Annotated in this window: 22 protein-coding genes and 1 pseudogene; 14 read left to right on the forward strand and 9 right to left on the reverse strand. The window is 73.6% G+C overall.

Annotated features, from left to right (window positions below):
- Nucleotides 1–157 precede the first annotated feature (157 nt).
- Nucleotides 158–1,282, reverse strand: coding sequence for a TDT family transporter (locus ACO1BR_RS19435; protein ID WP_426796337.1), 1,125 nt, complete (start codon nucleotides 1,280–1,282; stop codon nucleotides 158–160).
- Nucleotides 1,283–1,448: 166 nt separating this feature from the next.
- On the opposite strand from ACO1BR_RS19435, the gene ACO1BR_RS19440 reads away from it, so the two are divergent.
- Nucleotides 1,449–2,318 (forward strand): LysR family transcriptional regulator, encoded by an 870-nt coding sequence (locus tag ACO1BR_RS19440; RefSeq protein WP_426796490.1) that lies wholly within the window; start codon nucleotides 1,449–1,451, stop codon nucleotides 2,316–2,318.
- Here ACO1BR_RS19440 and ACO1BR_RS19445 read toward each other — a convergent pair.
- The 3 genes and pseudogenes from ACO1BR_RS19445 to ACO1BR_RS19455 form a co-directional block, all read right to left on the reverse strand.
- Nucleotides 2,315–3,025: a solute carrier family 23 protein gene (locus ACO1BR_RS19445; RefSeq protein ID WP_426796491.1), complete on the reverse strand. Its 711-nt coding sequence runs from the start codon at nucleotides 3,023–3,025 to the stop codon at nucleotides 2,315–2,317. The genes ACO1BR_RS19440 and ACO1BR_RS19445 overlap by 4 nt on opposite strands.
- 85 nt (nucleotides 3,026–3,110) lie before the next feature.
- Nucleotides 3,111–3,839: pseudogene (locus tag ACO1BR_RS19450) on the reverse strand (solute carrier family 23 protein); the annotation flags it as partial.
- A gap of 3 nt (nucleotides 3,840–3,842) precedes the next feature.
- A complete protein-coding gene (locus ACO1BR_RS19455; protein ID WP_426796338.1) occupies nucleotides 3,843–4,967 on the reverse strand; it encodes an aryl-sulfate sulfotransferase in 1,125 nt (374 codons plus the stop codon).
- Between the two features lie 139 nt (nucleotides 4,968–5,106).
- Between ACO1BR_RS19455 and ACO1BR_RS19460 the strand changes: the two genes are divergently transcribed.
- On the forward strand, nucleotides 5,107–5,670 hold the full coding sequence (locus ACO1BR_RS19460) for a helix-turn-helix domain-containing protein (RefSeq protein WP_426796339.1): 564 nt from the start codon (nucleotides 5,107–5,109) through the stop codon (nucleotides 5,668–5,670).
- Nucleotides 5,671–5,744: 74 nt separating this feature from the next.
- Here ACO1BR_RS19460 and ACO1BR_RS19465 read toward each other — a convergent pair whose 3' ends face one another.
- The 3 genes from ACO1BR_RS19465 to ACO1BR_RS19475 form a co-directional block, all read right to left on the reverse strand.
- Nucleotides 5,745–6,443, reverse strand: a complete 699-nt coding sequence (locus ACO1BR_RS19465; RefSeq protein ID WP_426796340.1) for a gamma-glutamyl-gamma-aminobutyrate hydrolase family protein — start codon at nucleotides 6,441–6,443, stop codon at nucleotides 5,745–5,747.
- 40 nt (nucleotides 6,444–6,483) lie between these two features.
- Nucleotides 6,484–8,037, reverse strand: coding sequence for an amino acid permease (locus ACO1BR_RS19470; RefSeq protein WP_426796341.1), 1,554 nt, complete (start codon nucleotides 8,035–8,037; stop codon nucleotides 6,484–6,486).
- 157 nt (nucleotides 8,038–8,194) lie between these two features.
- On the reverse strand, nucleotides 8,195–8,914 hold the full coding sequence (locus ACO1BR_RS19475; protein WP_426796342.1) for a FadR/GntR family transcriptional regulator: 720 nt from the start codon (nucleotides 8,912–8,914) through the stop codon (nucleotides 8,195–8,197).
- 73 nt (nucleotides 8,915–8,987) lie between these two features.
- Between ACO1BR_RS19475 and ACO1BR_RS19480 the strand changes: the two genes are divergently transcribed.
- The 4 genes from ACO1BR_RS19480 to ACO1BR_RS19495 all read left to right on the forward strand — a co-directional run bounded on the left by ACO1BR_RS19480 (nucleotide 8,988) and on the right by ACO1BR_RS19495 (nucleotide 13,982).
- Nucleotides 8,988–10,355: a glutamine synthetase family protein gene (locus ACO1BR_RS19480; RefSeq protein WP_426796343.1), complete on the forward strand. Its 1,368-nt coding sequence runs from the start codon at nucleotides 8,988–8,990 to the stop codon at nucleotides 10,353–10,355.
- A gap of 9 nt (nucleotides 10,356–10,364) precedes the next feature.
- The gene (locus tag ACO1BR_RS19485; protein ID WP_426796344.1) at nucleotides 10,365–11,744 is read left to right on the forward strand and encodes an aldehyde dehydrogenase family protein; all 1,380 of its coding nucleotides are present in this window, start codon (nucleotides 10,365–10,367) and stop codon (nucleotides 11,742–11,744) included.
- Nucleotides 11,745–11,817: 73 nt separating this feature from the next.
- Complete coding sequence (locus tag ACO1BR_RS19490) at nucleotides 11,818–12,618, forward strand: 3-oxoacyl-ACP reductase (protein ID WP_426796345.1); 801 nt, start codon at nucleotides 11,818–11,820, stop codon at nucleotides 12,616–12,618.
- A gap of 77 nt (nucleotides 12,619–12,695) precedes the next feature.
- Nucleotides 12,696–13,982, forward strand: coding sequence for a haloacid dehalogenase-like hydrolase (locus ACO1BR_RS19495; protein ID WP_426796346.1), 1,287 nt, complete (start codon nucleotides 12,696–12,698; stop codon nucleotides 13,980–13,982).
- A gap of 131 nt (nucleotides 13,983–14,113) precedes the next feature.
- On the opposite strand, the gene ACO1BR_RS19500 is transcribed toward ACO1BR_RS19495, so the two are convergent.
- Entirely contained in the window at nucleotides 14,114–15,433 is a 1,320-nt protein-coding gene (locus ACO1BR_RS19500) for an amino acid deaminase/aldolase (protein ID WP_426796347.1), read from the reverse strand.
- 272 nt (nucleotides 15,434–15,705) lie between these two features.
- Between ACO1BR_RS19500 and ACO1BR_RS19505 the strand changes: the two genes are divergently transcribed.
- The 4 genes from ACO1BR_RS19505 (at nucleotide 15,706) to ACO1BR_RS19520 (ending at nucleotide 19,843) form a co-directional block, all read left to right on the forward strand.
- Nucleotides 15,706–17,016, forward strand: a complete 1,311-nt coding sequence (locus tag ACO1BR_RS19505) for a hypothetical protein (protein WP_426796348.1) — start codon at nucleotides 15,706–15,708, stop codon at nucleotides 17,014–17,016.
- The gene (gene mycP, locus ACO1BR_RS19510; RefSeq protein WP_426796349.1) at nucleotides 17,013–18,179 is read left to right on the forward strand and encodes a type VII secretion-associated serine protease mycosin; all 1,167 of its coding nucleotides are present in this window, start codon (nucleotides 17,013–17,015) and stop codon (nucleotides 18,177–18,179) included. The genes ACO1BR_RS19505 and mycP overlap by 4 nt, the downstream gene beginning before the upstream one ends.
- Nucleotides 18,180–18,238: 59 nt before the next feature.
- Complete coding sequence (locus tag ACO1BR_RS19515) at nucleotides 18,239–18,979, forward strand: SseB family protein (protein ID WP_426796350.1); 741 nt, start codon at nucleotides 18,239–18,241, stop codon at nucleotides 18,977–18,979.
- A gap of 102 nt (nucleotides 18,980–19,081) precedes the next feature.
- Nucleotides 19,082–19,843, forward strand: coding sequence for an aquaporin (locus ACO1BR_RS19520; protein WP_426796351.1), 762 nt, complete (start codon nucleotides 19,082–19,084; stop codon nucleotides 19,841–19,843).
- 75 nt (nucleotides 19,844–19,918) lie between these two features.
- Here ACO1BR_RS19520 and ACO1BR_RS19525 read toward each other — a convergent pair whose 3' ends face one another.
- Nucleotides 19,919–20,302 (reverse strand): DUF1844 domain-containing protein, encoded by a 384-nt coding sequence (locus tag ACO1BR_RS19525; RefSeq protein ID WP_426796352.1) that lies wholly within the window; start codon nucleotides 20,300–20,302, stop codon nucleotides 19,919–19,921.
- 355 nt (nucleotides 20,303–20,657) lie between these two features.
- On the opposite strand from ACO1BR_RS19525, the gene infC reads away from it, so the two are divergent.
- From infC to ACO1BR_RS19545, 4 genes are all read left to right on the forward strand, one after another.
- The gene (infC, locus tag ACO1BR_RS19530) at nucleotides 20,658–21,341 is read left to right on the forward strand and encodes a translation initiation factor IF-3 (RefSeq protein WP_159504726.1); all 684 of its coding nucleotides are present in this window, start codon (nucleotides 20,658–20,660) and stop codon (nucleotides 21,339–21,341) included.
- A 122-nt stretch (nucleotides 21,342–21,463) separates the two neighbouring features.
- Nucleotides 21,464–21,658, forward strand: a complete 195-nt coding sequence (gene rpmI, locus ACO1BR_RS19535) for a 50S ribosomal protein L35 (RefSeq protein WP_016576627.1) — start codon at nucleotides 21,464–21,466, stop codon at nucleotides 21,656–21,658.
- Nucleotides 21,659–21,765: 107 nt separating this feature from the next.
- A complete protein-coding gene (gene rplT, locus ACO1BR_RS19540) occupies nucleotides 21,766–22,149 on the forward strand; it encodes a 50S ribosomal protein L20 (protein ID WP_426796353.1) in 384 nt (127 codons plus the stop codon).
- A gap of 184 nt (nucleotides 22,150–22,333) precedes the next feature.
- Entirely contained in the window at nucleotides 22,334–23,188 is an 855-nt protein-coding gene (locus ACO1BR_RS19545; protein ID WP_426796354.1) for a TrmH family RNA methyltransferase, read from the forward strand.
- Nucleotides 23,189–23,244: the final 56 nt, after the last annotated feature.

Raw genomic sequence — 23,244 nt, forward strand, 5'->3', positions numbered from 1 at the left:
GTGTGCAGGACGTAAAGCGAAGCAGTCCTGCACACCACCCCCGGAGGGCCGCCACCGCACCCGAAAGCCCCGCGCAGCGGACAACACCCCGCGCCGAAGGCGCAATGAGAGAACCCCCACGGCGGGAAAGGCGACAACGTGGGGGGCGGCAGCGCCACTACGCCGTGAGGAGGCGGCCGCGCAGCAACCCGTGTGCGGTGCGGGTGCCCGCGACCGCCACCGCCGTCACCAGTACCGCGTACAGCGCCACCGAGAGCCAGTCGAAGGCCGCCAGCCCGGTGTGTCGGGCCAGGCCCGCGGCGCCGGTGACGCAGGTGCCGACGGGGAAGGTGAAGCCCCACCAGGTCATCGCGAAGCCCATGCCGTTGCGGACGGCGCGGACCACCATCGCCACCGAGATGGCCAGCCACAGCAGTGCGAAGCCGAACACCGGCACGCCGTAGAGCACCGCGAACGCGCCCATGGCGTGCACGTACGAGGGGATGACGACGCCGGGGGCGGCGTCGCCGAGGTTGCTGACGGCGGTGGTGGACTGGCCCAGCGGGCCGAGGACGAGGAAGAGGGTGGGGGTGAGCACGAGGGGGAGCGGGCCGTGGTGGAACAGCCGGTTCAGTACGAGCGGCAGTACCAGCACCGTCGCCAGCAGCGACATCCCGAACATCGCGTAGCAGGCCAGCAGCATCGCCTCGCGCCACTGCCCGGGCGGCAGGTGCGGCACGAGTGCGGGGCCGAGTGCGGCCGAGACCATCGGGGCGACCAGCGGCAGTAGCCACACCGGTGAGGCGCTGCCCTCGGCGATCCGGTGCCGGACCACCATCAGGTACGGGATCCCCGCCGCGGCGGCCAGCCCGACCAGGGTGCCGGCGGTCCACAGCACCGCGTCCGCGGCCAGCGCCGCGGGGGTGCCGATGACGTCCTTGCCGACCGCGAGGGTGCCGCCGCCGACCGCCAGCAGCGCCATGGACAGGCACCCGTAGAACGGTGCGACGGCCGGATCCAGCAGCTGGCGGCGGGCCTGGTCGCCGTGCCGGGCCCAGTGGACGGCGCGCGCGGCCACCAGGGTGACCAGCAGCAGCGCCGACAGCGCCCAGACGGCGCGGTAGGCGATGTGTAGGCCGGGGGCGGTGAGCGGCAGGGCCGCGCCGGCGTTGGCGACGATCGCGGTGCCCATGACGGCGGCGTACCAGTTCGGCCCGAGATGGCGGACCGAGGGCGCGCCGCCGGGGGTGTCCGGGCCGGTGGCGGCGGGGTTGCGGGAAGGTGCGAGTGCGAGGGGTGCCATGCCAAAAGCGTCGCCGGTGCGGGTGGCCCTCACCAGGGGTGTTGTCTCTATGAGGGCATAAGCTGGGTTTATGGGTAGTGAGCGTGACGATCGGATCGCGGCGGCGGACGGGACCGGAGGTCCGGGGGCGGTCCCGCTGTCCCACCGGGTGCCGGACCTCGGGGCGATGGAGCTGCTGCTCGCCGTCGCCCGGCTCGGCAGCCTGGGCCGGGCGGCCCAGGCGCAGGGCATCACCCAGCCCGCCGCCAGCAGCCGGATCCGTTCCATGGAGCGGCAGTTGGGGGTGGCGCTGGTCGAGCGCTCGCCGCGCGGTTCGCGGCTGACGGACGCCGGGGTGCTGGTCACGGACTGGGCGCGGCAGGTGGTGGAGGCGGCCGAGGCGTTCGACGCGGGCGCCCAGGCGCTGCGCGGCCGCCGGGACTCCCGGCTGCGGGTCGCGGCCAGCATGACGATCGCCGAGTACCTGCTGCCGGGCTGGCTGATCGCGCTGCGCGCGCAGCGTCCCGGGACCGCGGTCTCGCTGCTCGCCGGGAACTCGCGCGCGGTAGCCGAGCGGCTGCTGGCGGGCGAGGCGGACCTCGGGTTCGTCGAGGGGCTGGACGTGCCGGCGGGCCTGGACGGGGCGGTGATCGGCCACGACCGGCTGATCGTGGTGGCCGCGCCGTCGCACCCCTGGACCCGGCGGCGCACGGGACTGACCGCCGCGGAACTCGCCGCCACCCCGCTGATCCTGCGCGAACGCGGCTCGGGCACCCGCCAGGTCCTGGACGCGGCGCTGGCCCGGCTCGGCGGGCTGGCCGCTCCGCTGCTGGAGCTGTCCTCGACCACCGCCGTGAAGTCCGCGGTGGTCAGCGAGGCCGCCCCGTCCGTGCTGAGCGAACTCGCCGTCCGGGAGGAGCTGACCGCCCGCCGGCTGGTCGAGATCCCGGTGCGCGACCTCCGGCTCGGCCGGGACCTGCGGGCCGTGTGGCCGACCGGCCGGCGCCCGGCGGGCCCGGCCCGCGATCTGCTGGGGTTGACCCAGGGGGTGGCCTAGGAGCTGGCGGACGTGCGGCGCCGGACTCCGGGCGGGCCGGGTGCTCGGCCTGCGGCGGAGGCCGCCGTCCGTCGTTCCGCCCCCAGTCGGCCGGACAGCGCGGACAGCGCGGTCGCGGTGAGCGCGGCGGCCGGTACGCCGCTGCCGAGGAGGGTGTGTGCCCAGCCCGGCAGCGGTGCGTACAGCCGAGGGGCCAGCAGAGGCAGCAGCCCCGCGAGGAGGGAGAGGGCGACGACGGCCGCGGAGGTGCGGTCGCCGAGGTCGGCGCGGTGGAGCAGGGCGATGCCCATGGCGGCGATCACCGCGTAGACCACCAGCGCGGCACCGCCGACGACCGGTGCGGGCAGCGCCGCCAGCAGCCGGGTGACCGGGGCCAGCAGTCCGCCGAGGACCAGCAGGGCGCCGGCCGTCGCGGTCACGAACCGGCTGCGGACGCCGGTGAGTTGGACGATGCCGATGTTCTCCGCGCTGGTCACCATCACCGTCCCGCCGAGCAGCCCGGCGCCCAGTGAGGCCACCGCGTCCGCCCGGGCGGTCCGCGGCACATCGCGCGCCGGGTCCGGCGTACGGCCCACCGCCTCGCTGGTGAGCACCGTCTGGCCGGTCGCCTCGGCCAGTGAGGCGAGGGTGAACACCATCAGCGGCAGTGCGGCGAGCAGGTCGAAGTGCGGGGCGCCGTACGGGAAGAGGCGGGGGGGGGGGAGCAGCGCCCCACCCGGTACGGCNGAGCACCGTCTGGCCGGTCGCCTCGGCCAGTGAGGCGAGGGTGAACACCATCAGCGGCAGTGCGGCGAGCAGGTCGAAGTGCGGGGCGCCGTACGGGAAGAGGCGGGGCGGGGCGAGCAGCGCCCCGCCCGGTACGGCGCGGAAGGCGGTGCCGGTGAGCGCGGCTGCGGCGGTGCCCGCCGCGATGCCGAGCAGCACCGACAGCTGCCGCCAGACCCCGCGCAGCAGCAGGAGACCCAGGGCGGTGGCGGCGACGGTGACCAGCGCGAGCCCGCTGCCGCCGAGCGCCATCGGGGCCGCGACCCCGACCATGGTGATGCCGATGACCAGCACGGTCGTGCCCATCACCAGCGGCGGGAAGAACCGTACGATCCGCCCGTACAGCGGCAGTACGGCCAGCAGCAGCGCCGCCGCGAGCAGCACCGCGCCCGAGGCGGTGGCCGCGCCGTGCTCCCGGGCGATCTGGAGGAAGAGCGCCGCCGCCGCGCCCCCGGGCAGCATCATGAACGGCAGCCGGGCCCCGATCCGCAGCACCCCGAGGGACTGGAGCAGCGCACCGGCCCCGCACAGGACGAGGGTGGTGCTCAGCAGCGCGGCGGTGCGGCCGGGCGGCAGCCGCAGGCCGCCGGCGAGCAGGAAGGCGGTGGAGACCGGGGAGGCGATCATCGCCAGGACGTGCTGGGCGGCGAGCGGCAGCAGCCGGCGCAGCGGCAGCCGCTCGTCGGCCGGGGCGGTGCCGGACGGTGCGGTGCCGGGCGGTGCGGGGTCGGGCGGTGCGGGGTCGGCGGGTGCCATCGTTCACGCCTGCCGCTTCAGCCAGGGCAGTTCGGCGGCGGTGTAGCGGTAGGCGCGGAAGACCGCGTTGTTCTGGGTGGGGAAGAGGGCGCCGACCTCCGGTTCGCGGTAGCTGCCGAACTCCGGGACGACGTACTCCCAGCACAGCAGGCCCGCCGCGGTGACCTCGAAGAGCCGCCCGGCGGGGGAGTCGGTGATCAGGGTGTTGCCGTTGGGCAACCGCTGGGCGCTGCCCATGAAGGGCGCGAAGAACGCCTCCCGCGCCGGATCGTGGTACTCCCAGACCACCTTCCCACTCGCCCGGTCCACCTCGATGACGCGGGAGTAGGGGACGTCGTGGCCGGGCCGGAAGACGCCGTTGTCGAAGATCAGGATGTTGCCGTTGGGCAGCTCGGTGGGGTGGTGCTGCTGGGAGACCAGCCCCGGCTCGGTGCGCCACAGGACCTCGCCGGTCGCCCGGCTGACGACGATCACCGCGGAGGCGCTCCGCAGGCTCGCGAGGACGTTCCCGTCGGCCAGCGGCAGAACGGAGTTGATCAGCGGCCAGTGCTCGCGGGAGTAGTCGGGGTGCAGGGCGTAGGCGTCCCGGTCGAGGTGATCGGCGGCGCGCCAGGACCACAGCGGCCGGCCGTCCGCGTCGACCTCCCGGACGGTGTCGGCGAAGACGGTGCCGCCGGCCGGCGCGGAGCCCGGGACGCCGCCGCGGACGGCCTGCGCCCGCTCGCCGGTGAGGGGTTCGAGCGCGGTGTAGAGGATCCGCCCGTCGCCGTAGTGGTGGGCGTCGTGGTGCTGGAGAGGGTCGGTGAACTCCCGCAGCACGGTGCCGTCCGGGGCGATCTCCTGCATCAGCCCGCCCCGGTACTTGTGCCACATCGGGAAGAGCGCGTCCTGGCCGGGGAGGGTGGCGTTGTAGGCGAGATTGCCGTTGGGGAGGATGCGGGCGTGGCGGCCGGGGCGGTGCGGCAACTGCCAGCGGTGGGCGACGCGTCCGTGCAGATCGACGAGGAGGACCTGACCGCCGCCGGTGAGCGGGGCGTAGAGGGTGTAGCCGTCGCAGGCGGCGGCTGCGTCGAGCGCGATCAGGCCGGTGCCGCGGCGGCGGCGTGTGTTTTGATCGACAGCGGTCATGCCGGGTTCCCTTCGCCAAAGTGGCTCTCGTCAAACTTTGTTTGATGGGATCAAACAGCGTAGACGCTAGGGCCGGTGTGTGGCAGGGGTGTGAACGCACCGATAAAGAGGCGGAGACGGCGCCGGTGAGGAGCGAGGGATGAGCGCAACCGGGGGTGCGGCGGACGCCCCGCGCGTCGGGGCGGCGGTGCGCGGACGCCGCCGCGCACGGGAACTGACGCTGGCCGACCTCGCCCGTGCCACCGGTCTGTCCGCCCCGTTCCTCAGCCAGGTCGAGAACGACCGGGCCCGCCCGAGCATGCGCTCGCTCCAGCTGATCGCCGACGCCCTGGAGACCACCGCGGTCCGCCTGCTGGCCGCCGCCGACGGGCCGCGAACGGTCGATGTGGTGCGCGCCGACTCCGCGGCGGTGCCCGAGGACGGCGCCGGCGGCCGGGTCCGCCCGCTGGTCCGCGGCCGGCAGCAGCTGCACGCCCTGGAGTTCACCGGGCGGCACGACTGGCAGCGGGAGTTCCGGCATCCGCACGATGAGTTGATGTACGTCGTCGAGGGCGCGGTGGAGGCCGAGGCGGACGGTGTCCGCTACGAACTCGGCCCCGGCGACACGCTCTACTGCTCCGGCGGCATCACCCACCGCTGGCGGTCGCTGGCGCCGGAGAGCCGGGTGGTGCTGGTGGGGGTGGCGGACGACTTCCGGGGATGAGCGGCAGCGGCGTGCGGAACACCGCACGCCACACGGGCAGTTGACGGCCCGTCATCGCTGCACCGCTACGGAACTCACGCCTCCGGCGAGGCCCCGCCCGCAGCCGCCACCAGCGCGTCCATCACCCGGGTGTCGTCCCCTGCCTCCGGGTGCCACTGCACCGCCAGCGTGAAGGCCCGCGCGTCCGGCAGCTCCACCGCTTCGATGGTGCCGTCCGCCGCGTACGCCGAGGCCAGCAGTCCGCGGCCGAGCCGGTCCACCGCCTGGTGGTGGTACGTGGGGACCGCGACGGTCCCCGGCAGCGCGGAGCCCAGTACGGTGCCGGGCACCGGCTCGACGTCGTGCTTGGCGAACACCCCGGGCGGTCCGGCGTGGCCGTCCAGGTGCTGGACGAGGGTTCCGCCCAGCACCACGTTCAGCAGCTGGAGCCCACGGCATATGCCCAGCAGCGGCACGCCGCCCGCCAACGCGGCCTCGATCAGGGCCAGTTCCCAGGCGTCCCGCTCCAGCGCGGGCGGACCGGTCCGGGGGTGCGGCAGTGCGCCGTACCGGGCCGGCGCCACATCCGCGCCACCAGCGATCACCAGCCCGTCCAGCCGTGCGACGGTCGCCGCGGCGTCCTCCGGATCGCCCGGCGGCAGCAGCGCCGGCAGCCCGCCGGAGCGCCGGACCAGGTGCGGATAGCCGGCCGGCACCAGCGCGGCGGGCAGCGTCCACACCCCCCACTGGGCCTCTTCCTGGTAGGTGCTGATGCCGATGAGGGGCTGGGACACGGATCCTCCGATGGGGTGCTGGTGCGTTCCGGCTCGGTCTTCAGAATTCCAGTTCGTTTTCGATGGCGGCCAGCTCCTCCGCCGTGCCCTGGACCTTCGGGCCGGTGAACCACTTGCGGGCCGACACCAGCCACCAGGTGCCGGCGAAGCCGAGGACCAGGAGGACGGCGAGCGGGGTGTAGTTGAAGTTCTCCGCCGTGACCGGGCTGGTGGTCGGGAGCATGAAGAGGACGGAGATGACCAGCGTCCAGCCGACGGCGATGACGCCGACGGGCTTGCTCCAGCGGCCGAGGTGCCAGGGCCCGCGCTGGAAGCGGTCGCCCTGGAGCAGGCGGAGGATGACCGGCAGGACGTAGGCGATGTAGAGACCGATCACCGCGATCGAGGTGACGGCCGCGTACGCCGTGGCGTTCCACAGGTACGGCAGGCCCAGCAGGAAGGCGCCGCCGGCGGCCAGCCACACCGCGTTGGTCGGGGTCTTCGTCCGCTTGTTGATGCGGTGCCACAGCTGCGAGCCGGGCAGCGCGCCGTCCCGCGAGAAGGCGTAGATCATGCGCGAGTTGGCGGTGACCGAGGACATGCCGCAGAAGAACTGGGCGCCGATGGCGATCAGGAGGAGCAGCTTGCCGCCGGTGGCCCCCAGCGCGTCGATGAAGATCTGCGCCGGGGGCACGCCGGTCTTGCTGGCCAGCTCGCCGTCGTAGTCCTGGATGGCGAAGGTGATGCCGACCAGCAGCACCCAGCCGGCGACCAGGGAGACCAGGATCGACATCACGATGCCGCGGGGGCCGGACCTGGCCGCGTCGTGCGTCTCCTCGGTCATGTGGGCCGAGGCGTCGTAGCCGGTGAAGGTGTACTGCGCGAGCAGCAGCCCCAGCAGTCCGACGTAGAGGCCGGAGTGCCAGCCGGTGTTGTTGGTGAAGTGGGTGAGGACGAAGGAGGCGGACTGGTGCTTCGTGGGCACCACGACCAGGGCGCCCACGATGACCAGCACGCCGAAAACGTGCCACCACACGCTGACGTTGCTGAGGAGGGAGGCCAGCTTCACGCCGAAGGTGTTGAGCAGGCCGTGGACCAGCAGCACGATGCCGAACAGCATGATCGTGTGCACCGGGGTGGCGGCGAAGCCGAACTGGAGGTCCAGCAGCGCGTTCATGAAGGACGCGGCGCCGAAGTCGACCCCCGCGGTCACCGCGACCTGGCCGAGGAAGTTGAACCAGCCGGTGAACCAGGACCACGCCGGGCCGTGCGAGGGGGCCAGCTTCGCCGCCCAGTAGTACAGGCCGCCCGCCGTCGGGTAGCTGGAACAGACTTCGGCCATGGCCATGCCCACGAACAGCGTCATGAGGCCGACCAGTGGCCAGCCCCAGGTGATCATGGCGGGCCCTCCGGTGTTCATGCCGAAGCCGTACAGCGTCAGACAGCCGGAGAGGACCGAGATGATCGTGAACGAGACGGCGAAGTTCGAGAACGCCGACATCGAGCGGGCCAGCTCCTGGGCGTATCCCAGCTCGTGGAGGCGCTGTTCGTCGCTGGACAGTTGAGGGGATCGCTGTTCGTGGTCTGGGTTCGTCGCGTGCTCGTTGATGGACACCACGCCTCCGGGGGACTCGAAGATCCGCGGCGGGTACGGCCGTCGGCGAACCGCTACCAGCCCCGCAATAAAGGTATGGGCCGATACCTTTGTCTCAGGGTCGGCTGAGCGCAAGACCCCGGCGGGAAAATCTCGTAACAGGCGGGTTTCGCGAGCCTCACGACAGGAAGCCGCGCAGCAGGGCGGCGGTCCCGCAGCAGTGCTCGCGCATCACCTCGCGCGCACTGTCCGCATCGCCCTCCAGCACCGCCTCCACCAGCGCGGCGTGCTGGGTCTGCGAGTGCTCCAGGTTCCGGACCAGCAGCGGGATGCAGTCCAGGAGGTCGTTGACGCCCGCCCGTACGGCCGCGTACTGGGCGGCCAGCGACGGCGAGCCGGACAGCTCCGCCAGCGTCAGGTGCAGCAGTGTGTCGCGCCGGCGGTAGTCCGCCAGCGGCGCGTCCTGGGTGGCCGCCAGCGCCTCGCGCAGCCGCTCCGCCTGGTCGTCGGACAGTCCGTGGGCCGCGCACAGCCCGGCCGCGCCGACCTCCAGCACCTCCCGGAAGCGCAGTGTGTCCTCGACGTCGATCTTGTCGATCCGGCGCCGCAGCTCGGCCTCGCCGGGGCTCTCCGGGCGCACCCGTACGAAGGTGCCGCCGTAGCGCCCGCGCCGGCTCTCCACCAGGCCCTCGTCCTGGAGGACCTTCAGTACCTCGCGCAGGGTGACTCGGCTGATCTGCAGCCGCTCGGCCAACTCCCGCTCGGCGGGCAGCCGTTCGCCCTGCGGCACCAGCCCGAGCCGGACGATCTGGAGTATCTGCTCCAGCGCCTCCTCGAATCCGTTGCCCGCCCGCACCGGCCGCAGCACAGGTGCCAGCCGATCAGCCGCACCGTCCATCGGAACCCCTTCCCAATCAATGGTTCGTGTGCCTACCTTATGACCTCCGGATGCAGTGACAGGAGGCACCACCGTGGCAGACCGCACGCCCCCGCTCTCCGTCGAGGAGCTGAGGATCCTCGTCGACACCGGGGAGATCGACACTGTCGTCCTCGCCTTCACGGACATGCAAGGCAGGCTCCAGGGCAAGCGGTTCGCCGCCCGCTACTTCCTCGACACCGTCCTCGAACACGGCACGGAGGGCTGCAACTACCTCCTCGCCGTCGACGTCGACCTCAACACCGTCGACGGCTACGCCATGTCCTCCTGGGAGCGCGGCTACGGCGACTTCGCGCTGCACGGTGACGCCACCACCCTGCGCCGCACCCCATGGAACGCCGGCACCGCCCTGATCACCGCCGACCTCGCCTGGCACGACGGCTCCCCGGTCGCGGCCTCCCCCCGGCAGATCCTGCGGCGCCAGCTCGACCGCCTCGCCGAGCGCGGCTGGTCCGCGCACGCCGGCACCGAGCTGGAGTTCATGCTCTTCAAGGACACCTACGAGGACGCCTGGTCGCGCGCCTATCGGGGGATGACCCCCGCCAACCAGTGGAACGGCGACTACTCCGTCCTCGGCACCGGCCGCGTCGAGCCCGTACTGCGCCGAATCCGCAACGAGATGGGCGCGGCCGGGATGACCGTCGAGTCCGCCAAGGGCGAGTGCAATCTCGGCCAGCACGAGATCGTCTTCGTCTACGACGAGGCGCTCACCACCTGCGACCAGCACAGCATCTACAAGACCGGCGCCAAGGAGATCGCCGCCCAGGAGGGCATGGCGCTCACCTTCATGGCCAAGTACGACGAGCGCGAGGGCAACTCCTGCCACATCCACCTCTCGCTCCAGGACGAGCAGGGCCGCCCCGTCCTCGCCGACGACTCCGGCCCGTACGGCATGTCGCCGACCATGCAGCACTTCCTCGCCGGCCAGCTCGCCGCGCTCCGCGAGTTCACCCTCCTCTACGCCCCCAACATCAACTCCTACAAGCGCTTCCGCCCCGGCTCCTTCGCGCCCACCGCCGTCGCCTGGGGCCCGGACAACCGCACCTGCGCCCTGCGGGTGGTCGGCCACGGCCGCGCGCACCGCCTGGAGAACCGCCTGCCCGGCGGCGACGTGAACCCCTACCTCGCGGTCGCCGGCATGGTCGCCGCCGGCCTGTACGGGATAGAGCACGAGCTGGAACTCCCCGACGCCACCACCGGCAACGCCTACACCGCCGACGCCGCCCACGTCCCCACCACCCTCCGCGAGGCCGCCGAGCTGTGGGAGAACAGCCCGATCGCCCGCGCGGCCTTCGGCGACGAGGTCGTCGACCACTACCGCCACATGGCCCGCGTCGAGCAGGACGCCTACGACGCCGCCGTCACGGACTGGGAGCGCTTCCGCTCCTTCGAGCGCATGTAAGGAACGCCCGTGCTGCAAGAGCTGACCATCCTCAACCCGGCGACCGAGGAGGTGGTGGCCACCGTCCCCACCACCTCGCCCGCCGAGGTCGACGCGGCGGTCCGCCGGGCCGCCGCGGCCCAGGAAGCCTGGGCCGCGGTGGCGCCCGGCGACCGGGCCCGCCTGCTGCGCCGGTTCGCCGACACCGTCGACGCCCAGATCGAGCCGCTCGCCGCACTGGAACTGCGGGAGGCCGGCCACCCGCTGGGCAACGCCCGCTGGGAGGCGGGCAACGTCCGGGACCTGCTGCACTACGCCGCCGGGGGAGTGGAGCGCCTGACCGGCACCCAGATCCCGGTGGCCGGCGGCCTGAACATCACCGTCCAGGAACCGCTCGGCGTGGTCGCCGTCATCGCGCCCTGGAACTTCCCGATGCCGATCGCCGCCTGGGGCACCGCCCCCGCGCTCGCCGCCGGCAACGCGGTCCTCCTCAAGCCCGCCGAGACCACCCCGCTCACCGCGCTCCGGCTCGCCGAACTCGCCCTGGAGGCCGGGCTCCCCGAGGGCCTCTTCCAGGTCCTGCCCGGCGAGGGGCCGGTCACCGGCACCGCGCTGGTCGACCACCCCGGCGTCGCCAAGGTCGTCTTCACCGGCTCCACCGCCACCGGCAGGCAGATCGCCGCCCGCTGCGCGGCGCAGACCAAGCGGCTCACCCTCGAACTCGGCGGCAAGAGCCCCAACATCGTCTTCGCCGACGCCGACATCGAGGCCGCCGCGGCCGCCGCCCCCGGCTCCTTCCTCGACAACACCGGCCAGGACTGCTGCGCCCGTAGCCGGATCCTGGTCCAGCGCGGCGTCTACGACCGCTTCATGGAGCTGCTGGAGCCCGCCGTCAAGGCGTTCACCGTCGGCGACCCGGCCGACCCCGCCACCCAGATGGGCCCGCTGATCTCCGCCGCCCAGCGCGACCGCGTACGGTCCTACGTCCCCGAGGACGCCCCCGCCGCCATCCGCGGCGAGGCCCCGGCCGGCAGGGGCTTCTGGTACCCGGCCACCGTCCTTGAGGGCCGCCCCGACGACCGCACCGCCGTCGAGGAGATCTTCGGCCCGGTCGCCGTCGCCCTCCCCTTCGACGACGAGGCCGACGCGATCCGGCTCGCCAACGCCACCGACTACGGCCTCTCCGGCTCCCTGTGGACCCGCGACGTCAGCCGGGCGCTGCGCGTCTCGCGGGCCGTCGCGGCGGGCAACCTCTCCGTCAACTCCCACAGCAGCGTGCGCTACTGGACCCCGTTCGGCGGGTTCAAGCAGTCCGGCCTCGGCCGCGAACTGGGCCCGGACGCGCTGGCCGCGTTCACCGAGACCAAGAACATCTTCATCAGCACCGAGGCTGCTGCTTCCGGGGGATGACCCCCGGACCCTCAGCCGTTCCCAGCCCGGGCGCCGACCGTTTGCCCAGCCACCACCAGAGAAAGGCCCCCAAGTGACCGACCAGACCGCCGTCTGCCGCCGCCTCGTCGGCCGTACCGCCGTGATCACCGGAGCCGGCAGCGGCATCGGCCTGGCCACCGCCCGCCGGCTGGCCTCCGAAGGCGCCCATGTCGTGTGCGCCGACATCGACGAGAAGGCCGGAAAGGCCGCCGCCGAGGAGGTCGGCGGCACCTTCGTCCAGGTCGACGTGACCGACTCCGAGCAGGTCGAGGCCCTCTACCGGACCGCCTTCGAGACCTACGGCTCGGTCGACATCGCCTTCAACAACGCGGGCATCTCGCCGCCCGACGACGACTCGATCCTCACCACCGGCCTCGACGCCTGGAAGCGCGTCCAGGAGGTCAACCTCACCTCCGTCTACCTCTGCTGCAAGCACGCGCTGCCCTACATGCGGCGGCAGTTCGAGCAGACCGGGCGCGGCGGCTCCATCATCAACACCGCGTCCTTCGTGGCCGTGATGGGCGCCGCCACCTCGCAGATCAGCTACACCGCGTCCAAGGGCGGCGTGCTGGCCATGTCCCGCGAACTGGGCGTGCAGTTCGCCCGCGAGGGCATCCGCGTCAACGCGCTGTGCCCGGGACCGGTCAACACCCCGCTGCTGAAGGAGCTGTTCGCCAAGGACCCCGAGCGGGCCGCGCGCCGCCTGGTGCACGTCCCGGTCGGCCGGTTCGCCGAGCCCGAGGAGATCGCGTCCGCGGTCGCCTTCCTCGCGAGCGACGACTCCTCGTTCGTCAACGCCGCCGAATTCCTCGTCGACGGGGGCATCGCGGGCGCCTACGTCACGCCCCTGTAGCCTCCATGATCAACATCGGGACCGGCGCCACCGGGTGCCGGTCCCGTCTGCTGCCCGCCCCTGACCACGGAGGACAGATGACCACCCGCAAGCGCCGCACCCTCGCCCTGGGCCTCGCCGGGGCCGCCGCCCTCACCGCGCTCACCGTCACCGTTCCCGCGACGGCCGCCGCCCCCGCCGCGAACCCGGAACGCGCCCGCTGCCCCCAGCTCTCCCCGGACATCCCCTGGTACGGCGACAACCGCGCCAGACTCCAGCGGATGATCGACGAGCGCGGTACGTGCTCGCGACACCACGGTCCGCACCCCGTCGCCGCCTTCGACTGGGACAACACCGTCGTCAAGAACGACATCTCGGACGCCACCCTCGCCTGGATGCTGCGGCACGACAAGGTGCCCCGGCCCACCGACTGGCGGGACACCAGCCCCTGGCTCACCGCGGCCGCCGACCGGGCGCTGACCCGGGCCTGCGGTACCGGCGCCCCCGGACGGCCGCTGCCCACCTCCCGCAACACCGCCTGCGCCGACGAGATCATGGAGATCCGCGGCGAGGCGAAGACCATAGGCGGCGCCCCGGCCTTCGCCGGCGACTGGAACCACCGCCGCACGGTCCCCGAATACGCCTGGGTGCCCGAGCTGTTCGCCGGCCTGAAGCCTGCCACCCTGACCGCGTACGCCAGGAAGGCCCGCGCCGAGAACCTCGCCGCGCCGATCGGTACGCAGCAGACCGTCGGCACCCACCAACTCGCCGGCTACATCCGCTACTACCCCCAGCAGAAGGACCTGATCCGCACCCTCAAGGCGGCCGGGTTCGACGTCTACATCGTCTCCGCGTCCTCCGAGACCGTCGCCGAGGCGTGGTCCGGCGGCGTCGGCGTCGACGCCCGGCACACCATCGGGATACGCAACCTCGTCCGCGACGGCCGGCTGACCACCGGCATCGCCGGCTGCGGTGACGTCAAGGACGGCCACGGCGAGGTCATCCCGTACATCGACGGCAAGCGCTGCTGGATCAACCAGGAGATCTTCAAGGTCAAGGGCGCCGAAGCCTGGCGGCGGCAGGACCCCGCGCACCGCATCGCGCTGGGCGGCGGCGACGCCAACACCGATGTCACCTTCGTCGACGACGCCACCGGCGCCCACCTGGCCATCAACCGCAACAAGGACGAGCTGATGTGCCGCGGCTACGACAACGCGGACGGCCGCTGGGTGGTCAACCCGATGTTCATCGACCCGCTGCCCCGCAAGTCCGGCCGCTACCCCTGCGCCACCAAGGGCTACACCAACACCGACGGCGCCCCGGGCCCGGTCCGCCGCCCCGACGGCAGCGTCGTCCCCGATCAGCGGGACCGCATCCACGGCTGAGCCGGCCGGACGCGTACCGGCGGGGGCCGCACCGCTGTCCTGTGACGCCGTTACAGCCGGCCTGCTGCGGCGCCGACCTCCTGTGACACCGTTACGGCGTGACATCGCTGCGCCGTAGCGCCGTAACGCCGTTACAGAAAGGTGTGGCCCTCGCCCCGGTACGTCGGCACCGTCCCCACCACCCGGTCCCCGTCGACCAGTTGGAGCTCCGCGAACCGCTCGCACAGCTCCCCTGCCTTGGCGTGCCGGAACCAGACCTTGTCCCCGACCGAGAGCCCGTCCGCCGCCGCCCCCAGCAGCGGCGTCTGCACCTCGCCCGCCCCCTCCTGCGGGTCGTAGCGCAGCCCGGCGGGCAGATACGGCTCCGGCAGCCGGTCCGCGCCCGCCGCCCCCGACGCCGGATAGCCGCCGCCCAGCACCGTGACGACCCCCGGCCCCGGCCGCCGCACCACCGGCTGCGCGAACAGCGCCGCCGGACGCCCGCTGAACGACCGGAAGTTGTCGAACAGCCGCGGCACGTACAGCCCCGACCCGGCCGCGATCTCGGTGACCGCCGCTTCCGCCGCGGTGTGCTGCACACTCCCCGTCCCGCCGCCGTTGACGAACTCCAGCCGCGGCGCCACCGCCCGCACCGCCCGTACGGCCTCCCAGCGCCGCTGCGCCAGCTCCTTGCGGGCCGCCGCCTGCATCAGCCGGATCGCCCGCGAGAACACCGGCTTCCCGGCGACCGCGTCGCCCACCCCCGCCACATGCCCCTCGTACGCCATCAGCCCGACCAGCCGGAAGCCGGGGCGCCGGGCCACCGTGCGGGCCAGCGCGGCCAGCCGGTCCGGCGCCCGCAGCGGCGACCGCCGGGCGCCGACCCGCACCCGCCCGCCCGCCAGCCGGTAGGAGGTGTCCAGCTCCAGGCACACCCGCACCTCCTCGCCGCGGCCCGCGCCGGCCGGCCGCGCCGCGTCGATCAGGTCCAGCTGCGCCGGATCGTCGACCATCACCGTCACCGCCGCCGCCCGCTCGGCATCGGAGGTCAGCTCGGCGAAGCCCGCCCGGTCCGCCGACGGATACGCCAGCAGCACGTCCGGGAACCCCGAGCGCGCCAGCCACAGCGACTCGGCCAGCGTGAAGCTCATGATCCCCGCGAAGCCGTCCCGCGCCAGCACCCGCTCCAGCAGCGCCCGGCAGCGCACCGACTTGCTCGCCACCCGGATCGGCTTGCCCCGCGAACGGCGCACCAGATCCGCGGCGTTGGCGTCGAAAGCGGCCAGGTCGACCACGGCCAGCGGCGCGTCGAGGTGCGCGGTCGCCCGGTCGACCGAGGTCTCCCCCGCGCATGGGGGTACCCCCTGCGCGAACGAAGTGGAGAGCTCGGGGGAGGAGTTGAGAGCGGGGGAGGAGTTGAGAGCTGGGGGAGGGGCTTTGTCGGCATACGCGTCGGCGCAGTACTGGGACATGGCCGCAGCCTGCCAGAGAGCACTACCACTGGGTAGGGGAGCGCCCGCGGCAGCAAGGGCGGCGGAAAGGGCGGCACAAGGGGCGGCAGCGGCGCCGCCGGATCCGCGACAACGGCGGGACAGAGGTGCCAGGGGTTGGAGCAGTGGCGGCGCCAGCCCGTAGAGTGGCCCGACACCGCAACCAGCAGGTCAGCGGCGTGTTGTCCGGATACGAGCTACCCTGCCCCGATTGCGTATCGGGTCCGGGGCACACCGTGCGAGGGGGAGCGCTGGTGAGCGCCGACGCCGATTTCGCCGATGCACGGCACACCCCACCCATACCCCCGCAGCCGCCGCACCGCCCCGCCCCGACCCCCGCGCCCGACGAGGACCCGCAGACCACCGTTCTGCGCCGGGTCCCCGCCGACCCGACGGTCCCCGCGCCGGCCGCACCGTCCGGTCCCGCCACCCCGCCGGCCCGGCAGCCGCTGCCCCCCGCCGCCCCGCCGGCCCCCACCGTGCCCCCGGCCCCCGCGGTCCCGCCGCGTCCGGCGACCCCGCCGGGCGCCCCGCCGCGCCCCCGCACCGAGCCGCCCGCCGCGCCGCCGCCCCCCACCGGCCGCCCCGCGTCCTTCCGCGACACCGCCGCCTTCCACCTGGCGCACAGCGAGGCCCTGTGGAGCGAGCCCGGCGACCGCGCCCCCGGCACCCCGCCGCCCCCGGACCACGGAAGCCCGCAGCAGCCCACCTGGCCGTCGACGCCCGCCGCGGCCACCGCGGCCGGCGCCGTCCCGGCCGCCGCACCGCGCCGTCCGTTCCCCGGCCTCGCCGGCCGCCGCCCCGCCCCCCGGACCCTCGCCGCCGCGGCCTGCCTCGTCCTCGGCGTCGGCCTCCTCGGCGGCGCGGCGGCGGGCAGCTGGCTCACCGACGACACCGGCAACGGCATCCCGAACCCCGACACCGCCTTCGCCAAGGGTCAGGACGCCTGGCACACCGCCCCCGTCGACAGCCTCTTCCCGCGCGTCGTCGACGGCCTGGGCGTCGGCCCCGGCGGCGCCGACCGGCAGTGGACCCGGATCGCCGTCGCCCCCGACACCGACTGCTCCGCCGCCTACGAGGGCCCGCTCGCCAAGGAGCTCGCCCCGGCCGGCTGCGCCCGGCTGCTGCGCGCCACGTACGTCGACGCCACCCGCACCAGCGTCATCACCGTCGGCGCCCAGACCACCCGCGCCGACCGGCCCGGGATGATGGACCTCAACGCCCGCTTCAGCACCCACAACCTGGCCACCCGCACGGACCTGATGCCGCTGCCGCTGGCCGCCAAGGGCACGCCCGCCGCGGACTTCGGCCCGGCCCAGCGCGCCAGCTGGACCATCCGGGTCCTCACCGACATCCCCGTCGTCGTCTACGCCGTCTCCGGCTTCGCCGACGGCCGCGAGATCACCGAACCGCAGCCCGCCGAGGCCGCCGCCCAGCCCGGCACCGCCACCACGCCCGGCGAGTCCGGTCTGGGCCACGACGCCAAGGACCTCGCCGACAAGGTCGAGACGACCTTCCGCACGGCATCCGGAATCCCCGCCCAGCCCACGGAGGAAGCGCCGTGACCCAGGCCGTCCGGCGCGCCGCCGCCGTCGCGCTGACCTCCGCCGCACTGGCCGTGCTGCCGTCCGTGCCCGCGAGCGCCGACGCCATCCGGGCCCAGGAATGGGGCCTGGCGTCCATCCACGCCCAGGACGCCTGGCAGACCACCAAGGGCGAGGGCGTCACGGTCGCCGTCCTCGACACCGGCGTCGACGGCACCCACCCCGACCTCGCGGGCCAGGTGCTGCCCACCAAGGACCTGATCGGCTTCGGCGCCGGCCCCGGCGACGCCGCCTGGGCCGAGCACGGCACCGGTATGGCCAGCGTCATCGCCGGCCACGGCCACGGAGACGGCCGCGCCGACGGCGTCCTCGGCGTCGCCCCGGCCGCCAAGATCCTCCCGGTCCGGGTGATCCTCGAAGACAGCGACCCGCAGCGCCGGCGCGCCCGCGACCAGAAGGCCGGCGCCCTCGCCGACGGCATCCGCTGGGCCGCCGACCACGGCGCCGACGTGATCAACATGTCCCTCGGCGACGACAGCGAGTCCGCCCACCCCGACCCCCGCGAGGACGCCGCCATCCAGTACGCCCTGGGCAAGGGCATCCCGGTCGTCGCCTCCGCCGGCAACGGCGGCGAGAAGGGCGACCACGTCTCATACCCCGCCGCCTACCCCGGCGTCATCGCGGCCACCGCCGTCACGCACCTGGGCGCCCGCGCCTCCTTCTCCACCCGCCACTGGTACGCCACCGTCGCCGCGCCCGGCTACGACATCTTCATGGCCGACCACGGCACCGGCTACGTCTCGGGCTGGGGCACCAGCCCCGCCGCCGCCTTCGTCTCCGGCTCCATCGCCCTGATCCGCTCCGCCCACCGCGACCTGAGCCCCGCCCAGATCCGCCAACTGCTCACCTCCACCGCCCAGCAGCCGCCCAAGGGCGGCCGGAACGACGACTTCGGCGCCGGCCTCGTCGACCCCGCCGCCGCCCTGAAGGCCGCCGACGACCTCAAACCCACCCCCGAGAAGCCCACCCCCGCCGGCTACGCCCACCGCTACTTCGGCCCCGGCCCCACCACCGACGCCCCCGACACCACCCCCACCAACTGGCTCCCCTGGACCGCCGGTGGCATCGGCCTGGCGCTGGTGACCGCCGCCCTCGTCATCCGGCGTACCCGCACCCGCGGCTGACACCGCACCCGGCGCCCCGGCCGGCGGCGCCCCGCACCCCGGCCGATACGCTCGGCGACGTGCAGAAGAACATCCCCGACCCCGGTTTCGCCGACGACGACGGCTCCGCCGATCCGGCCCTGGCGGCGGCACTCGCGGCGTACGGCGCGGACCGCGGCGCCGAGCCCCGCGTACTGAGCGCACTGGCCGGCGCCCGCGTCCTCGTCCCCGTCGTGGCCCTCCTCGGCGAGGTCGAGACCGGCGCGGACGGCCTCCGCCGCGAGAAGTCCAGCGACATGGCCGTCCCCACCCTCACCGCCCCCGACGGCCGCCGCGCCCTCCCCGCCTTCACCTCCATGGAGACCCTCCAGCGGTGGCGCCCGGACGCCCGCCCGGTCGCCGTCCCGCTCCGGCAGGCGCTGCTGGCCGCCGCCCACGAGAAGGCCGACACGGTCGTCGTCGACCTGGCCGGCCCGGTCGCCTACCAGCTCACCGGCCCCGCCCTGCGCGCCCTCGCCGAGGGCCGGACGACCGCCGACCCGCTCGCCGACCCCGCCGTCACCGGCGCGCTGCGCACCCTCCTCGCCGCCGAGCCCGCCGTCCTGCGCGCCCGCCTGGCCCCGTCCGACGAGACCGACGGCACCCTCTCCCTGGGCCTCGCCCCTGATGCCGTCCCCGCCGAGGCCGCCCAGCGCCTCGCCCGGGCGCTCGCCGCCGACGAAACCCTCCGCGCCCGTCTCGTACGGGGCCTGGACCTGGCGCTGCTGCCGCCCGGTACGGAGGCCGTAGACCCGGCCGGGGAGCTGCTCTACCAGCGCTGATCCCTGCGCCGCCGCCGAGCCGCCGACCTCCGCCCAACGGGCGCGGACGTCTCCCGCACCGCACAATGCGAGAAGAGCTCAAGATCCACGCGAGGAGAGCCCATGGAGATCACGGAGACCCGCCCGGTCGTATCCGAATTCCTCGGCACGCTGCTCCTGGTGTTCTTCGCCGTCGGCTCGGCAGTGCTGGCGGGCGAGTACATCGGCACCTTCGGCATCGCCCTGGCCTTCGGCTTCGTCATGCTGGCACTTGCCTACGCCCTCGGCCCGATCTCGGGCTGCCACATCAACCCCGCGGTGACGATGGGCGCCCTGCTGGCCAAGCGCATCACCGTGCGCACCGCGGTCGAGTACTGGATCGCCCAGGTCCTGGGCGGCATCGTCGGCGCCGCCCTGCTCTTCCTGGTCGCCAAGCAGGTACCGGGGCTGCAGACCCACGCGGCCTTCGGGACGAACGGCTGGGGCGACCGGTCGGCGGTGCACATCAACCTCGGCGGCGCGTTCGTCGCCGAGATCGTGATGACCTTCCTGTTCGTCTTCGTCGTGCTGGGGGTCACCCACAGCACGGCGGTGACGGGCTTCGCCGGCCTGGCCATCGGTCTGGCCCTGGCCACCGTCCACCTCATCGGTATCCCGCTGGACGGCACCTCGGTGAACCCGGCCCGCAGCATCGGCCCGGCCCTGTTCGCGGGCGGCGCGGCCATCACGCAGCTGTGGCTGTTCATCATCGCGCCCTTGATCGGCGGCGCCCTGGCGGCCGTGGTGCACCAGATCACCCACCCGCAGGAGGAGGCCGCCGGCGCCGAGAAGGCCGCCACCGGCGAGTCGACCCCCGACGAACCGGCCTCCGGCGACCGCGTCTGAGGCGCGGGCACGGCCCCGTACGACGACGAGCCCCGGCCGGTGCGGCCGGGGCTCGTCGTCGGTGCGCGGGTGACCCTAGCCGTGCACCGGCCCGGTGAACTTCTCGCCGGGGCCCTGGCCGGGCTCGTCCGGCACCACCGACGCCTCGCGGAACGCCAGCTGGAGCGACTTCAGACCGTCCCGCAGCGGCGCCGCGTGGTACGAGCCGATCTCGGTGGCGCCGGCGGTGACCAGCCCGGCCAGCGCGTGGATGAGCTTGCGGGCCTCGTCCAGGTCCTTGTGCGCCTCGCCGCCCTCGGCGAGCCCGAGGTTGACCGCCGCCGAGCTCATCAGGTGCACCGCGACCGTCGTGATCACCTCGACCGCGGGCACGTCGGCGATGTCGCGGGTCATGGTGTCGAAGTCGGGCTGGGCCGCGTCGCCTGCGTTGTGCCGCTGCTGGGGGGTCTGCTCGCTCATGTCAAGGCTTCACTTCCTGCTGAGGGGATCGCCCCCAGCCTATGACCCCGGCGCGCGACCCCCGTGCGCGGGAGCGCCCGCGGCCTCCGGCGGCGCCGTCCGGGCACTGCGGGCGCGGGGTGCGTCAGCACGAGAGTGGGGGTCACCCCTTGACTCGTGTATTCTGGTTGCTGCGACCGGCCGGACACCTATGTGACCGGCCCACAAGTGGAGGCTCCTTCTCCCACCCGAACCGACCTCAGGGTTGGCGGGTCTTCGGTCCGGCTGCGCCCCGCGGAGACTTCGCGGCGGTGCTCCTGATCTATGTGGAGCCCCGCCTGTGTCCCGTCGGGGCATTTTTCGTGTACCGGCGCGGTTGGTCACACCGAACAGACGTTACGCGGCAGTCCGCCAGGCCGTCGCGTGGTGCTACCGAGGAGGATCCATCAGCGCCGAGCCCCGCATCAACGACCGGATTCGCGTCCCCGAGGTGCGACTCGTCGGTCCCAGTGGCGAGCAGGTCGGCATTGTGCCGCTTGCCAAGGCCCTGGAGCTTGCGCAGGAGTACGACCTCGACCTGGTCGAGGTGGCGGCGAACGCCCGTCCGCCGGTCTGCAAGCTCATGGACTACGGAAAGTTCAAGTACGAGTCGGCCATGAAGGCCCGTGAGGCGCGCAAGAACCAGGCGCACACGGTCATCAAGGAGATGAAGCTCCGGCCGAAGATCGACCCGCACGACTACGACACCAAGAAGGGTCACGTCGTCCGGTTCCTCAAGCAGGGTGACAAGGTCAAGATCACGATCATGTTCCGTGGTCGCGAGCAGTCCCGGCCGGAGCTCGGTTTCCGGCTGCTGCAGCGGCTCGCGGAGGACGTCCAGGAGCTCGGCTTCATCGAGTCGAACCCGAAGCAGGACGGCCGGAACATGATCATGGTCCTCGGTCCGCACAAGAAGAAGACCGAGGCGATGGCCGAGGCCCGCGAGGCGCAGGCCGCCCGCAAGGCGGAGCGCCAGGGTGCGGCTCCTGCGGAGCCCGCCGAGGAGCACGCCGAGGCGTGATCTCTGGGCGAGCGCCCCGGATCCAGGCCGGGGCACCCGCCCCGGACACAACCGATACATCTGACGCTCCCGCGTGCCGGCTCGTGCCGGTGGGAGCGCCACTGACGAGGAGAGTACGGCGCATGCCGAAGAACAAGACGCACAGCGGTGCCAGCAAGCGCTTCAAGGTCACCGGCTCCGGCAAGGTGCTGCGTGAGCGTGCCGGCAAGCGCCACCTGCTTGAGCACAAGTCGTCCCGCGTGACGCGTCGCCTCACCGGCAACGCCGAGATGGCCCCGGGCGACGCCGCGAAGATCAAGAAGCTTCTCGGCAAGTGAGCCGGGGCACCCCGCCGCGCGGGCGGGGTGCGCCGACCGGACCGGGACCCCACGTCGATTCGGGCCGTGTGACGAACAACCACGGCCCCGCTACAAGGAGTTAACAAGTGGCACGCGTCAAGCGGGCAGTCAACGCCCACAAGAAGCGCCGGGCGATCCTCGAGCAGGCCAGCGGCTACCGCGGCCAGCGCTCCCGCCTCTACCGCAAGGCCAAGGAGCAGGTCACCCACTCCTTCGTCTACAACTACAACGACCGCAAGAAGCGCAAGGGCGACTTCCGTCAGCTGTGGATCCAGCGCATCAACGCCGCTGCCCGCGCCAACGGCATGACCTACAACCGCTTCATCCAGGGTCTGAAGGCCGCCAACATCGAGGTGGACCGCAAGATCCTCGCGGACCTGGCCGTCCACGACGAGGGTGCGTTCGCCGCGCTCGTCGAGGTTGCCCAGAAGGCGCTGCCGAGCGACGTCAACGCCCCGAAGGCTGCCTGAATTTCAGCCTGACCGTGTTGCCGGCGTCGACGGCGTAGACGGCGATGTGCTGTCGCGATCCGCGGCGTGTGACGACGTTGTGAGAGCGGACCCGTAGGCCCCGGCCTGCGGGTCCGTCGCTTTTCCCGCCCCGCCGCCCCGGAGCGGGGCCCACGCACCGAACGAAAGAAGCGAGCCGCCGCCCATGGGCACCCCCGAGCTGATCTCCCCGCGTTCCCCGCGTGTCGCCGCCGCCCGGCGGCTGGCCCGCCGCCATTTCCGCGGCAAGGAGCGCCGGTTCATCGCCGAGGGCCCACAGGCCGTACGGGAGGCCATCGCGCACCGCAGGGACGGTTCGCCCACGCTCATCGAGCTGTTCGCCACCGTCGAGGCCGCCGAGCGGCACGCGGAGATCGTCGCGGCGGCCCACGCGGCCGGCGTGCGGGTGCACTTCGCCGACGACCGGACCGTCGCGGACATCTCGCAGACGGTCACCCCGCAGGGCCTGCTGGGCGTCTGCCGGTTCCTGGACTCGCCGTTCGAGGAGATCCTGGCCGCCCGCCCGCAGCTGGTCGCGGTGCTGGCGAACGTCCGCGACCCCGGGAACGCCGGGACGGTGCTGCGCTGCGCGGACGCCGCGGGCGCCGACGCGGTGGTGCTCACCGACGCCTCCGTGGACCTGTACAACCCCAAGTCCGTGCGGGCGTCGGTCGGTTCGCTCTTCCATCTGCCGGTCGCGGTCGGCGTACCGGTGGAGCAGGTGGTCGGCGGGCTCAAGGGCGCCGGGGTGCGGATCGTGGCCGCCGACGGCGCGGGCGAGTGCGACCTGGACGCCGAGCTGGACGCGGGGTCCATGGGCGGGCCGACCGCCTGGGTCTTCGGCAACGAGGCGTGGGGGCTGCCGGAGGAGACCCGTGCGCTCGCCGACGCCGTGGTGCGGGTGCCCATCCACGGCAGGGCCGAGAGCCTCAACCTGGCGACGGCCGCCGCGGTGTGCCTCTACGCCTCCGCGCGCGCCCAGCGCGGCAGCGGCGGCTGCCGCTCCGTGTCACCCGCCTGAGGGGCGTACCCGCGTTCTCGCCGGTGCATCCGGGCCGAGCGAGTAGTCTTGCCAGC

Source organism: Streptomyces sp. YGL11-2 (genome assembly GCF_050054615.1).
Lineage (GTDB): Bacteria > Actinomycetota > Actinomycetes > Streptomycetales > Streptomycetaceae > Streptomyces.